General features: G+C 48.8%; 12 protein-coding genes. 5 read left to right on the forward strand and 7 right to left on the reverse strand.

Going from position 1 to position 13,295, the window contains the following annotated elements; translation table 11 throughout:
• The first annotated feature begins 174 nt into the window (after positions 1-174).
• The 3 genes from moeA (at position 175) to KDK15_RS04265 (ending at position 3,538) form a co-directional block, all read left to right on the forward strand.
• Positions 175-1,413, forward strand: a complete 1,239-nt coding sequence (gene moeA, locus KDK15_RS04255) for a molybdopterin molybdotransferase MoeA (RefSeq protein ID WP_257294122.1) — start codon at positions 175-177, stop codon at positions 1,411-1,413.
• Positions 1,414-1,586: 173 nt separating this feature from the next.
• Positions 1,587-3,338 (forward strand): hypothetical protein, encoded by a 1,752-nt coding sequence (locus KDK15_RS04260; protein WP_257294123.1) that lies wholly within the window; start codon positions 1,587-1,589, stop codon positions 3,336-3,338.
• Between the two features lie 53 nt (positions 3,339-3,391).
• Entirely contained in the window at positions 3,392-3,538 is a 147-nt protein-coding gene (locus tag KDK15_RS04265) for a hypothetical protein (RefSeq protein WP_257294124.1), read from the forward strand.
• 46 nt (positions 3,539-3,584) lie between these two features.
• Here KDK15_RS04265 and KDK15_RS04270 read toward each other — a convergent pair whose 3' ends face one another.
• The 3 genes from KDK15_RS04270 to KDK15_RS04280 all read right to left on the reverse strand — a co-directional run bounded on the left by KDK15_RS04270 (position 3,585) and on the right by KDK15_RS04280 (position 6,517).
• Complete coding sequence (locus KDK15_RS04270; protein WP_257294125.1) at positions 3,585-5,489, reverse strand: DUF4105 domain-containing protein; 1,905 nt, start codon at positions 5,487-5,489, stop codon at positions 3,585-3,587.
• 74 nt (positions 5,490-5,563) lie between these two features.
• Entirely contained in the window at positions 5,564-6,070 is a 507-nt protein-coding gene (locus KDK15_RS04275; protein ID WP_257294126.1) for a DUF3015 domain-containing protein, read from the reverse strand.
• A gap of 288 nt (positions 6,071-6,358) precedes the next feature.
• On the reverse strand, positions 6,359-6,517 hold the full coding sequence (locus KDK15_RS04280) for a hypothetical protein (protein WP_257294127.1): 159 nt from the start codon (positions 6,515-6,517) through the stop codon (positions 6,359-6,361).
• Between the two features lie 384 nt (positions 6,518-6,901).
• Here KDK15_RS04280 and KDK15_RS04285 point away from each other — a divergent pair, with 384 nt between their 5' ends.
• Positions 6,902-7,819, forward strand: a complete 918-nt coding sequence (locus KDK15_RS04285) for a hypothetical protein (RefSeq protein ID WP_257294128.1) — start codon at positions 6,902-6,904, stop codon at positions 7,817-7,819.
• Positions 7,820-8,127: 308 nt separating this feature from the next.
• Here the strand turns inward: KDK15_RS04285 and parE are convergent, their stop codons facing one another.
• The 3 genes from parE to KDK15_RS04300 form a co-directional block, all read right to left on the reverse strand.
• Positions 8,128-10,020 carry a DNA topoisomerase IV subunit B gene (gene parE / locus KDK15_RS04290; protein WP_257294129.1) on the reverse strand — a complete coding sequence of 631 codons (1,893 nt, stop codon included), beginning with the start codon at positions 10,018-10,020 and terminating at the stop codon, positions 8,128-8,130.
• Positions 10,021-10,092: 72 nt separating this feature from the next.
• A complete protein-coding gene (locus KDK15_RS04295; protein WP_257294130.1) occupies positions 10,093-10,710 on the reverse strand; it encodes a YqiA/YcfP family alpha/beta fold hydrolase in 618 nt (205 codons plus the stop codon).
• A complete protein-coding gene (locus tag KDK15_RS04300) occupies positions 10,707-11,252 on the reverse strand; it encodes a TIGR00730 family Rossman fold protein (RefSeq protein WP_257294131.1) in 546 nt (181 codons plus the stop codon). The genes KDK15_RS04295 and KDK15_RS04300 overlap by 4 nt, the downstream gene beginning before the upstream one ends.
• A gap of 105 nt (positions 11,253-11,357) precedes the next feature.
• On the opposite strand from KDK15_RS04300, the gene KDK15_RS04305 reads away from it, so the two are divergent.
• Positions 11,358-12,002, forward strand: coding sequence for an ERCC4 domain-containing protein (locus KDK15_RS04305; RefSeq protein ID WP_257294132.1), 645 nt, complete (start codon positions 11,358-11,360; stop codon positions 12,000-12,002).
• Between the two features lie 237 nt (positions 12,003-12,239).
• Here KDK15_RS04305 and focA read toward each other — a convergent pair whose 3' ends face one another.
• The gene (gene focA, locus KDK15_RS04310) at positions 12,240-13,094 is read right to left on the reverse strand and encodes a formate transporter FocA (protein ID WP_257294133.1); all 855 of its coding nucleotides are present in this window, start codon (positions 13,092-13,094) and stop codon (positions 12,240-12,242) included.
• Positions 13,095-13,295 lie beyond the last annotated feature (201 nt).

Here is a 13,295-nt window from a genome sequence, read left to right on the forward strand (position 1 = left end):
TCATTTCCCTGTTTCCAGGGTGGTGTATTGTATTTAGGACTGGCATAAAGGCAGCATGAGCCTTGGATCATAACAACGGATGTTGCGCTCGTTGCGGTTTTAATCAAGAGAGGGTTAAGCACGCTATTTGTATGAGCATTTTTTCTCCCGCTATAGATATGAACGAGGCCAGGCATGAGCGACTGCTGTGCAACTGAAGGATTAATAAGTCTGGAATCAGCACTGGCAACCCTGATCAGCAGTGTAAAACCAGTATCCGGAACCGAGACTGTTGCCCTGGAAGACAGCCTTGGCAGGGTACTCGCAGAGCAAATCCTATCGCCCATCAATGTGCCCTCCCATGACAACTCGGCCATGGATGGTTATGCCCTGGCGCTGAAGGATTTGCACAGCCGTAATACTTTACCTCTGGCAGGCCAGTCCCTGGCCGGACACCCTTTTTCAGGGGAGATTCCCGCCGGATATTGTATCCGCATAATGACCGGGGCCAGCATTCCATCAGGTGCCGATGTGGTTATCATGCAGGAGCAGACTGAGACCACAGAACAAGGCATTCGTTTTCTCCAGAAACCGGATAAGCCAGGTAACAATATCCGAACAGCGGGGGAAGATATTCCGGAGGGCGCTCAGGTGTTCACACCGGGCCGGAGAGTCCGCCCTCAGGATATCGGGCTGCTGGCCTCGCTGGGTATTGCCAATATCACGGTCTATCGGAAAGTCAAAGTGGCCGTATTTTCCACAGGTGATGAGCTGAAGCTGCCGGGTGAGCCACTGGGACAGGGCAATATTTACGACAGTAATCGTTTTTTTATCAAAGCCATGCTGAAAAAACTGGCAGTCGACATCATCGACCTTGGCAAGATTCCTGATGACAAAGCGGCGTTAAGAGAAGCCTTTCTGAAAGCCGATCAGGAAGCTGACGCAGTGGTCAGCTCCGGCGGCGTCTCTGTCGGGGATGCCGATTACACCAAAGACATTCTTGCTGAGCTGGGAGAAACCGGCTTCTGGAAACTGGCCATCAAACCGGGCAAGCCGTTTGCCTTTGGACAGCTCCCGAACAGCGTCTTCTTTGGCCTGCCCGGCAACCCGGTATCGGCTACCGTCACCTTCCAACAGCTGGCTGCACCAGCATTGCGCCATATGATGAACCAGCAACCTGACCCGAAAGTTGAGCTCACACTGGCGACGGAAACCCGGCTCAGGAAACGCCCGGGACGCCGGGATTTCCAGAGAGCAAAGTTGGTTTACCGTGAATCCGGTGAACTTCAGGTTATGTCAACGGGTCATCAGGGGTCTGGTATTCTCAGAACCATGAGTCATTCTGACTGCTATATCGTTCTGGCTGAAGAAGACGGTGATAAACCAGCGGGTGATCTGGTCAAAGTGCAGCTGTTTGATGAACTACTGAAATAAACTTTCAACCGATAATAGAATAGCCTTCTCGTTTACCGGCAAGGCTATTCACACTTCTCCACTAATTTAGACTAACGTTTGTTCTTCACTTGATTACCATCAATGTTGAACTTAACCCCGAATGCCTGGTCAATTTACAGGATTCCCTGATAATTACAAAAACTGGAGGAAACATGGATAACGCTCATTTCAAGGTTCCCCTCCCTAGTGAATACTACAGACAGGCAGTAAAAGATGGTAATCGTAAACGTGACAGCAAAGGTCATCTTCAGCAGCACACCGTAAACATCAACAGAAGTTACGGCGACAGCAGGGCTAACAATACCGGGAGCCTTGTACCAGCCAACGGGAAATCCTGGTACCTGGGTTTTAGCTTACAGCCAAGTCACACTTCTACCTGTTTTGTCAGGCAAACTCCCCTTGGCCAGAGATTACCTGATCCCGTCGTAAATAATCCTCGCACGTTGACCCCCCATCCCGCCCGTCCCCAACTGACCCCTCCGCCAGCCAACAAAACGGATCTGCCAGCACCGGCACCAACCGCAACTCTTCATAATCACCCAGAAGCCGAGGTTCGACAGAGTGAATTTACCGTCAAGTCTATTTTTCAACGGGTTATACCTTACAGCGACCGGTATATTCCTGACCTGCTCCTCAGAGCAGAGGTTCACAGGGATTTTCTGGCCATGGAGGACTGGATCCTTAACCCGTGGGTGGACGATCAGTTAATGTTTGATGTCAGCCGGGCAGGTGAACGATGGAAGCATGATGACACTCTGGTTAATTGGGCAATGAAAGAAACACTCTGGGCTGAACTTGATGATGATCCAGTGGATCCGGTAGTCACCATGAAATTAAACCTTAAATCCAGGGAAGTCAGCAGGCTCAGGGAAGCCAGTGATCTGCCAGATGAAGCGTTCGCACAGCTGAAAAAGTGTCGTGAATTGCAGCAACTCCAACAGCATAAAGCCGAGAATTCAGGTCGGTTCGGGAAGGATCTGAAGCTGACACCACTGGTGGGGAAAGAACTCAGCAAACTGACAGAATCCGACAGGCTGGAAAAGCTGTTGCCCCACGCTATTTTGCAGGGGTATACGAGAACTGCACAATGGTGCCTGAAAAACGGGGCGAATATTAAAACAGCAATGACAACGGTGCGCCAGCTGAAATCCCAGTCAGCTCCCCATCAGCCTGGTAACGTAACAAAACACCTGACAACCACCCCATCAATCAACAAGCGATCTCAGGATATCGGCTCGTTCAGCAACGATATCAATGCAACATTGCTGGAGGTGATTGCTGACGCCCATATCGATATGGCAATCCAGGCAGACTGGTTGCTGGCCAATGGGGCAAGCCTGACATCCGATGCATCAGCTGCGCTGCTCCACCAGGCTCTGAATACATCCCTTAACCGCGGGTATCTTGCCAACGCCCGATGGCTGATCGACAAGGGGGCCAATCTGCAAGTCCAGTATCAATTTGAGCAGGCCATGAGCCATTTTAATACCCGGGTAGCCCAATGGCTGATGGATAATCACCAGGCCAAACAAAATCCTGACAAAGCCACTTCAGCATTACTCAGTTATTTTGATGACTATTTTTCCCAAAAGGAAGTGGTGGAGCCCATATACACCCACCAGCCAGTAGACTGGTTACTAGCGGTGGGAGGAGCATCCCTTGAGATATTTCAACCATTTGCTTCACGCATCCTGAAAAGAGCATTGGATTTTAGTGATCCATATATCGCAGGATGGCTGTTAAAACACAAGCTCACCACCTTCAAGTCCCAACCGAGAAATCCGCAAGAACTGTTGGATAATGAGATCGCCAGAGCCAGGAAAAAACCTAAAGAAGACAGAAAATATATGATCGACTTTTTGAAAAAACAGGGCGCTCAAGAGAGCACTTCAGACAGTGATTAGCCCCCGAAAAAGAAAATTCCCTCTATTACACGGTAGTAATTGGCATACGACAGATGTTTCAAACTATCAATGAAGGTGGTGACTTACCACAGTTTAATATCGCCTTTGGCTTAACCATTCTGGCGAATTCCTCCGGTGCTGGTTGTGGTGATCGTCCAGCGAATGTTCATCAAGGGGTTGATGGAAAGGCGAAGTTCTGAATACCGGCAGCGGTTGTCTTGAGCCTGCTCTTCCTGTTAGCTGTCACTACCAGTAATGTCCGAAAAGCACGGTAACTTCATCACTTTCTTCATGTTCATAGGAAAACCTTAAATCCAGGTTTTTGCTAATCTGATATCGGGTATCAAAGCGGAAGCTGTTGAGGTCTGATCTGGAGCCATCAATTTGCTTCTTATGCTGATATTCAAAAAGCGCATTTATCTGCTCAGAGATTCTCGCCACAGCATTGACAGTAATGCGACCTTCCAGATTTCCGGCCCCTTGTTTGTTGTCACGAACGGCGGCACCAACCAATCCAGAGAGGGCCAGGTCATTGGTTGCCATTGCCGTGTATCCCCTGTCGCCCTCTAGCTGAAGTGTCAGACAGGTTTCAGAACAGCCGGGCCGGACAGGCTGTAAACCCGCCTTCAGTCTCCACGAATCATACCCATCACCCACAAGCCCGGTCGCTTCTGTTGAGAGGCTCTGAATACTGACAAAGTCCACACCATCGAGAATGACTTTGCTGTCGAACATGGATAGTTCAACCTGGCCCATAATCAGCTCACCAAACTCAGCATGTTCTGCCCCTCCATCCAGACTGTCATAATAGGCAGGACGAACATTCAACGTCATACCACCGCCAAGATCGTCATCATAACTTAGCCCAAGTTGAATAAGACTTGGGTCACGCCCTTCATCTGGCGAGACAGGCTTTTCATAGGTGGGATTGTTGCCACCGGGAGGAAGAGTGTAGCGGTGTGCCAATACATTGTGATACGCCTGTTCAATGGCGTATTCATCGTCCTCTGACGCTGTCTGACCAATGAACTGATAATAATCAAGCAGTGTATCCAGTATTGAAAATCTGTCGTCCATTCGTTCTGACTGGAAAATATCCGTATTAAGTATTTGCGGGTTGGCAATGGCTTCTGCAACCATGCTTTTATGTCGGTCTTGAAGCGTGTGAAAACGATTGTAGAGACGGAACTGCCTTGATGGGTGAAAAGTAATCGTTTTTACCAGGGGCTCGCCATTGAATGTGGCTTTGTCCAGCTCCAGAATTTGAGATTGTGGTATCACCCAAAAATCATTATCGGGGTTGGCTTTCACACCATCGATAATCTCAAGCAATTCCCCAAGACGAAATGAGCAATTTTTATTCAGGAAAAAGTATTGGTATTCCTTACCCATGACTTCCCATGTATGAGCGAGGACAAAATCAACCTGTTCAGGCGTCAAATCCAGTTCGTACTCCCAGAGGTCACGCAGTTCCAGCTCCCCGTAATTCTGATTATGAAAATAGTATTCAGCATGGCTGAAGCCTCCTTTGTAGCCACCAAGCAAGCCCTTAAAAATGTAACTGACCGGGTCTTCGCCATCTTCTACAATGGCTCCAAAATTTACACTGGTATCCAATAGCTGAGTACGGTCTTTGTCTTTTGAGTTCAGCTTCAGCAGGGTGTGGCCATAATAAGATGCCGGGTTCCCCAGGTACCCCGAGGCAAAAATAATGCTTAATGATTTTGCATCACCGTACTCGGACCATTCAGAAAATTCAGGACAGTGAATAGGCGTCACTGACTCATCTGTTAAACCAAGTTCAGACTTGAGCCACTGATACCTTGCAGGAAAACGACATTGTGCGTGAGAGTCAGGGTCACTGCCCACTGGCTTTGAGAATGCATGTATTGTTGCCAGTAGTTCAGCTTCAGGGTTGGTTCGACCATCGGGAGCCAGAAAGAAATCTTTGGTCAGAATTGCACTTTCAACTTTTGCACCCAAAAAGCCGGATGGTTCATAAACCAGCAATTTTTTCCATGTATCGGTTTTTGATAGCTTTTGGATAGCGGCAAGATTGATATAAGGGGTAATTGAGGAGGTTTCAGGCACAACAGCAAAAGAAGGCAGCGATACAAGCAACAGGCAAAGAGAGAAAATATATTTAGTCACTGCTTACAGGTCTTATGGTTTGACTGAGATATAAACTGACGCTGTCTGCTGTCCAGACAACGCCAAACATCAGATCAGGCGGAGCAGCTATCCGCCACACTGGCAACACCCGCATCCATCGCCTGATAATATTGAGTGGCTTTTTCCACATCAGACAGGGTTGAATAGCTGGCAGCTGTCACGTTACCAATCATGTCTTTGCGGATAGACTGAACAATCGTCGGGTGAGCCGATGCCTGACACCCCCGCACAGTCAACATTGCGGTCAAATGCTCACCCTGTCCAAGTGCCGTTTCTTCGGCCAGATTGTCGTAATTATCAATAATGAACTGTGCCGTTTTTACTTTGCTACCATTACATGTTTCAGGGCTCATGGTTGCAGAAGTAATAGCCGTTGATCCAATATCCCAGATGACATTTGAGGTTACCGCAGCCCACACAGGGCCTTTGGAAAACAGAGCGGCTCCAATACCACAGTCTGAATATGGGTTAGGGCCAGAGCCAACAGGTGGTTTATTGGCAGCGCTTACAGATGTGGCAACCCACAGGAGTGCAGAGGCAATGACTGGAAATTTTAACATTGAGAAGCTTCCCTGATGATCATTCTGATTTGAGTCAAACTCTCGCATAAGCTATCCGTATGGCATATGCGAAAACTCAATATGCAACAATACTTATCAGACCCTGGAAATACAATGCAATCTTTCAGGTATTTGGTGGATTAAATAAACTTAACGACAGAATTTGCCAAACTTAATGTCATCACAAACTTAACGATGACATCCACATGAAAGCTGGTGCCATCCAGATTTCAGGAAAATATCAATTAGGGTGGTGAAAGGCAGTTTCAGAATTTGGCAGATCTCTTGCTAATCCTTGCCGTCAACGAATCGCAATGCTTCTCTGAGCGTTGGCAGACTGCCGGCAATCATTGGGCAGTCCAGCAGCTTGTCAAGCCTGTTCATGTGCTGAACATCCGGACGCACCGGTTTGACTGGCGTCTGTTTGATATCTGGATTGCCCGTCACCCTGCCAGGCTGATCTGATAGGTCATACTTTATAATGCCAATCCGGGCAAATGACAAATACGGGCGTGCTTATTGTACGATCGTTCGTATTTTAAAGGGTTATTGACACCGTAGCAGATCATCCTGCTGTACATCTCGATTTGCACAAGAGGGCTGCCATGACAGCCAAGCGGGTATGGGTAGTGTCCATGCTATCCAGGCCCTCTCCTGACTAATATTCTTGATGGTTAGCGCCTGCCGACTGAAACCTGACTTGATGATTCCCTGACAAGGCTACCAGTATTACTGACCGGGAGTATCAGAAACTGAACTTTATCCTGACCTAAGTGTCAAATAGAGTCGAGTTCAAACAATAATGAAATTTATTTTATTTGGAGTTAAATTATGAATCCAGTTTCCGGCCCACAGATCAGTCGTTATCCCACTGGGGATAACCAACCCGAAAAAGAGCCGCAATGCAAACAAGCCGTAGAACAGTCCAAACGCAAATTTGGTGACATGTTCGTCAAGTTACACGATGTCATTCCGAAAGGTATACTCAAGAAAGCCAATCAAGTTGTTAAACAAGAAACAAATCGTCATTTCAATCGCGCTGTTGATGGATTTCCACGGTCAAAATTGATTGGTTTCGATTATGAGCCTTTGACAGATTTAGAATCGAAGCTATTCAGAAAGCTGTCACTGAATACTTCTGACCATTTTCCTCCTCTTTATTCTATTCGACTGGCTGAAACTGCTATTACTGGCCTCCGCCTGGATGACAGCTGCGAACTCATGAACAAAGAATTTATTGTCGAAAAACTTAGAAAAAATGTGCAATCGGATGAAGTTATCGATTTGTTATTCAGTGCGATCAAAAAAATGGCTGTTGAGAGTCAATTGGGTGGCTGCACCATAAATATTGAGTCAGCCTCAATAGAGCGATTCCCTGTAACCAAAGAATTAATAACGGATGAAACGAAGCATTTCTGGTGTCAACATTTTAAACATCACCACAAGACTAACCTCTTTATGTCAGTAACGATGAACAATAAAATCAAGAAAAATGGATGTGGATATTCAGGAGGAGACATCATCACTGCGTGTAAAAATAAATATGGCCACGAGTTAACTCCTGATGAAAATGAAATCATGGAAATTCATGATATTGGTGAAAAAAATACTGCCATCTTGCAGTCTGGTGACGATAGGTTGATTTTTCGCACTAATAATGCGCATCTGATCGGTCATGGTGACCTTGCAGAAAAACGCGTATTTTTCTTATATGTAACTGTCGATAATGATCAGGAAAACCCGTCTTGATACCCATCCCGTTTCTAACGGGTCAGGCATGGGTTATACCTTGAGAGCAGTGATAGTTTGTTGGCCCCGTAGGGTTGTAATTACTCTTGGGTAGACATTAATAGCCTACTCCCTCTTCGGGAAGTTAAAGACTGAACCCATTGACAATGGAGGGGTCAGCTTAATGTCCGCCCTGAGAGTAATTACTGAACACGAGTTCGAAAGAAAATAAGAACGCTTGAGTTGTATGCAGGCCTGAGTAACGTTGTTGATTTTCCTCAGCAATGTTCGGCCTACTCTACTAGCGGAATTAACTAAAAAAACCATCATTAAGTGATTTCAACCAGGTTACCCCTGGACTCCAGCCAGGACTTGCGGTCTGAACTGCGCTTCTTGGCCAGCAGCATATCCATCCGCTGAGTCGTATCCTGCTCATCGCCAAGCGTCAACTGAACCAAACGACGAGTGTCTGCAGACATCGTGGTTTCTCGCAACTGCAGAGGGTTCATCTCGCCCAGTCCCTTAAAGCGTTGCACATTAATCTTGCCTTTCTTTTTCTCGGCACGGATGCGTTCAAGAATGCCTTCTTTCTCCGCTTCATCAAGGGCGTAATAGACCTCTTTGGCCACATCAATCCGGTAGAGCGGAGGCATGGCAACATAAATATGGCCACGTTCCACCAGCGGGCGGAAGTGCTGAACGAACAGGGCGCAGAGCAGTGTTGCGATGTGCAAGCCATCGGAGTCCGCATCGGCCAGAATGCAGATTTTACCGTAGCGCAAACCATCCAGGTTATCCGATGCCGGATCAACCCCCAGGGCTACGGAGATATCGTGTATTTCCTGGGAGGCCAGTACTTCCGAGGAGTCTACTTCCCAGCTGTTGAGGATTTTACCCCGCAAGGGCATGATGGCCTGGTACTCACGGTCACGGGCCTGCTTGGCAGAGCCTCCCGCCGAGTCCCCTTCCACCAGGAACAATTCGGTCATGCTCAGGTCCTGACTGGCACAATCCGCCAGTTTACCCGGCAGTGCTGGCCCCTGGGTCACTTTTTTACGGGCAACCTTCTTGGCTTTGCGCATCCGTTTCTGGGCATTGCTGATGCAGAGTTCTGCCAGCAGTTCACCTTCAGCGGTATGCTGGTTCAACCAGAGGCTAAAGGCATCTTTTGCCACACCGGAGACAAAGCCGGCGCACTCTCTGGAAGAGAGGCGTTCTTTGGTTTGGCCGGAGAATTGCGGGTCTGCCAACTTGGCAGATAATACGTAAGCACAGTTTTCCCACAGGTCATCGCCACCGAGTTTCACGCCACGGGGCAACAGATTCCGGAATTCACAGAATTCCCGGATCGCTTCCAGCAGGCCGGTTCTCAGGCCATTCACATGGGTACCGCCCAGCGGGGTAGGAATCAGGTTGACATAGCTTTCCGTCAGCAGTTCACCGCCCTCGGGTAACCACTGGACGGCCCAGTCTACCGCCTCACTTTCCCCTTTCAGGGAACCGGTAAAGGGTTCAGCGGGGAGCACGGCAAAGCCTCTTGTGGCACTTTTGAGATAGTCATTCAGACCATCTTCGTAGTACCACTCGGTAATGTCTGCGGAAATCCGGTCATCAAATTCAACCCGCAGGCCAGGGCAAAGGACTGCCTTGGCCCGGAGGATATGCATCAGCCGGGGTACGGAAAATCGTGGGGAGTCGAAGTAGCTGGCATCGGGCCAGAAACGAACGGTTGTGCCGGTATTGCGACGTCCGCAGGTGCCGGTTTCATGGAGGTCTTCATCCTTGTAGCCATCTTTAAAGCTGATGGATGACACCACGCCACCACGGCGAACGGTCACTTCCAGACGACTGGAGAGCGCATTGACCACAGAGACGCCCACCCCGTGCAAACCACCGGAGAACTGGTAGTTCTTGTTGGAGAATTTACCACCGGCATGCAGGCGGGTGAGAATAAGTTCAATACCCGAGATGCCATGTTCCGGATGGATATCGGTTGGCATGCCACGGCCATCATCCACCACTTCCAGGGACTGATCTTTGTGCAGGGTGACCTTGATATGGGAAGCAAAACCTGCCAGAGCCTCATCCACACTGTTGTCGATGATTTCCTGGGCAAGATGATTTGGCCGGGTGGTGTCGGTGTACATTCCGGGGCGTTTGCGCACCGGGTCGAGGCCACTGAGTACCTCAATCGCCTCGGCATTGTAGTCGTTCTTTACCATGAGTCCTTGCTGACTGATCGCTTTATGACGTAGAGCCTGAAAAGAGAGTGTAACGAATCGACAGCGATTTGTTCAAACGGATGTCAGAAAATCCTGTTCCAGAAAGTCAAAGACGTCTGGCAGCATTGTCTCAAAATGCTCAAAGGCGTGGCTGCCACCTTCCTGTATCATCGCTCTGCATTGCTGATATTTTTCCACCGCCAGGCGGTAGTCCAGGGTTTCATCGCCCGTCTGTACCATGAGCAGCGTGTTGTCCGGTGATGCCGGTGGCTCTATTTCCAGAAGGAGTAGCTGTGCAACATACTCTTCGGTCATCACCCAGTCGGCACCGGTATGAAAGTTTTTCTGGGGGCCAAGAAAGGCTTCGAATCGTTCATGGGGAACAACGGCCGGGTTAATCAGTACCAGCCTGGCTTTTTGCCTGTGCCCATTATCCAGTAACCAGCGTTGCAGCCAGGTACCCAGGAAACCGCCAAGCGAGCTGCCAATGATGTAGATATCCCTGAGATTCAGCGACTTTTTCAGGTGGCTCTGTAAACACTGCACAATATCCGATGGAAAAACCGGCAGATCCGGTATCCATAATTCCACATCCAGCTGGTTATCCCGGACATACTCGGCGGTTTGGATAGCCTTGCTTGACTGGGATGAACTGTTCAGGCCATGCAGATAAACCAGCAGCGGCTTCATATTCCCGTACCCATCATTCTATTCACCAGTTCTACCGGGGAGTGGTCAATCACCAGCTGGTCAAACCAGTAGCGGGTTATAAAGCCTTCATCCACGGCATTCTCCAACCAGGCCACTAGATGATCATAATAGCCAGCCGTATTCAGAATGGCACAGGGTTTGCCATGGTAGCCTACCTGCTTATGGGCAATTTCCTGAAACAGTTCATCCATACTGCCAGCGCCACCGGACAACGTGATAAAGCCCTCCGCCAGCTCATTCATCTTCTGCTTGCGTTCGTGCATGTCGTTGACATGAATCAATTCACTCAAACCCTGGTGAGCCTGCTCCTGTTCGACCAGGGCATTGGGGATAACCCCAACCACCCTGCCGCCACCGGCAATGGCTCGATCAGCGATAGCGCCCATCAGTCCAACATTGCCACCACCATAAACGATGGTGATCGCTTGCTCTAACAGCGAGTCCACCAATGCTTCAGCGGCCTGGCGATACGCTTCCTTACGACCAGACCGGGCACCGCAGAAGATTGCCACTGACTTCATTGCTTATCCCTCTATTTCTCTGCATGGCAGTGGTAAGGATACACAATTAGCTATACTGCTGCCTGTCCTTATGATCAGAATAATTCTCATACTATGCATAATATCGTGATTGACATTGATTATCGGGAAAGGGCTTCAGGGATTATTGACACGCTGCAAAGTCGGGAAGGTGTTGTCGTGAACACCGTCTTTCTTGAAAGCGGGGATTATAAAATCAACAACGACTGGCTGGTTGAGAGGAAAACGCTGATCGACCTGGCTGCCTCCATTATTGATGGCCGGTTATTCCGGCAACTGAGCCAGTTTTGTTTTCCTTATCGAAAAGTATTACTGATTGAGGGTACTGCTGGCATGTTGTGTTCATCGGGTATACGACGCGAGTCTATTCAAGGGGCTCTGGTCACAGTGTCACTGTATTTTGGTATTCCCGTACTTCGTTCCATGAACCCGGATGAAACTGCGGCATTACTGCTTATGATGGGGAGGCAATGGAGCAAGTTCAGAGGGGTTATGAATTCTGCGGGTATGGGCTCCCGGCCTGTGCCATCCAAAAATCCGGTCCGGCAAACGTTAAATATGCTGCAGTGTTTGCCGGGTGTTGGCTCGCTGAAAGCCAGGGCTCTGTTGCAGAAATTTGGTTCGATTGAAGCCGTCTTGTTGAGTACGGTTGAAGAGCTGGCACAAACCAGGGGGATTGGCAGAAAAACAGCGCAGGGCATCAAGCAGATGGTGGTGCATTCCCACGTCTGATACACCATTCCAATGAGTTTGATGTGTACAATCTCCACTCAGGATGCACGGATGAAAGGTGATTGGCACAGTCTTTATTCAGGGTATGGAGTTTTTAAATAACTTCCACATTTTCGATGCTATCCAAGAAAGACCTTGCCACGGAGGCACAGAGGAAAAGATTTTTTCTTTTCTCAGTGCCTCCATGTCTCCGTGGCAAAAAGAGGAAGTTATTCAGGGACAACTCCTAAGCACTGATCAGCCTTTAATACGAAGGTACACAAACCACTTGCTCAAACCCACCATCACGCCACCACCAATGATATTACCGATGGTTACCGGCAACAGATTCATAAAGATATTGCTCAGGTTGATCATGTGGAAGTCGGCAGCGGTGTAACCAATAGCCTGCCAGAACTCAGGGCCAGCCATAGACTTAACCATATAGCCCACAGGCAATAGGTACATATTGGCAACGGAGTGCTCAAAACCAGCGACAATAAATGCCGATACTGGCAGAATGCAGGCCATCATTTTACCCGCAGCCGTGCGTGCACTCAGGGTCATCCAGTAGCACAGGCAAACCAGCAGGTTACAGAGAATGCCCAGAATCAAGGCCTGGAAGAATGGGTAGCCCAGCTTGGCTTTGGCGATATACATGGAGGAAAGGCCTACCTGACCATTGCCGCCTTCACAGACACCGCCGCCAATAATCAGCAGGGCAAAGAGAATTGAGCCGATAAAGTTACCAACGTAAACCAGTCCCCAGTTTTTAACGATGTTACGGAACTTCAGTTTACCCGTTGCCTTGCCCATTAACAGCATCGTACTGCTGGTAAACAGTTCTGCACCACAGAGCACCACGAGCATCAGGCCGGTACTGAAGACAATACCGCCCACCAGCTTGGACATACCGTAAGGCATGCCTTGAGCACCGGCCATAACTACGGTATAGAACATTCCGGCAATGGCAATAAAAATACCGGCCATGATTGCAAGAATTACGGTTACATCAGGGTGTTTTTTGGCTTTGCCTAATACTGCCTGCTCGGCCAGTTTTGCCATTTCCGCAGGAGGAACCGCGCCATAGTTGGGCATATTTTGAACTTGCATGGGGTTATCCACAGCCAATCAATGTTGGCGCTAAGTCTACCAGTGAGAAGAATCGGGTATCAGAGTGGTAAATTCACCGGGTATTGCGACAAATACCTAGGAGGCTGTCCGAGAATAGCGCCCGTCTAGGCGACCCCGTAGTGAGAACGGCAGAAAATTGAGGATAAAAATTCGGCTTTGTGAGGTGAATAGCGGGGCTAT

The organism is Endozoicomonas sp. YOMI1, assembly GCF_024606345.1.
GTDB lineage: Bacteria > Pseudomonadota > Gammaproteobacteria > Pseudomonadales > Endozoicomonadaceae > Endozoicomonas.

Coding starts and splice junctions, on each gene's coding strand:
- KDK15_RS04275 (WP_257294126.1), bottom strand. CDS start 6,070: ATGTTAAAATTTCCAGTCATTGCCTCTGCACTCCTGTGGGTTGCCACA.
- KDK15_RS04265 (WP_257294124.1), top strand. CDS start 3,392: ATGTTTCAAACTATCAATGAAGGTGGTGACTTACCACAGTTTAATATC.
- KDK15_RS04285 (WP_257294128.1), top strand. CDS start 6,902: ATGAATCCAGTTTCCGGCCCACAGATCAGTCGTTATCCCACTGGGGAT.
- KDK15_RS04260 (WP_257294123.1), top strand. CDS start 1,587: ATGGATAACGCTCATTTCAAGGTTCCCCTCCCTAGTGAATACTACAGA.
- KDK15_RS04295 (WP_257294130.1), bottom strand. CDS start 10,710: ATGAAGCCGCTGCTGGTTTATCTGCATGGCCTGAACAGTTCATCCCAG.
- KDK15_RS04300 (WP_257294131.1), bottom strand. CDS start 11,252: ATGAAGTCAGTGGCAATCTTCTGCGGTGCCCGGTCTGGTCGTAAGGAA.
- focA (WP_257294133.1), bottom strand. CDS start 13,094: ATGCAAGTTCAAAATATGCCCAACTATGGCGCGGTTCCTCCTGCGGAA.
- parE (WP_257294129.1), bottom strand. CDS start 10,020: ATGGTAAAGAACGACTACAATGCCGAGGCGATTGAGGTACTCAGTGGC.
- moeA (WP_257294122.1), top strand. CDS start 175: ATGAGCGACTGCTGTGCAACTGAAGGATTAATAAGTCTGGAATCAGCA.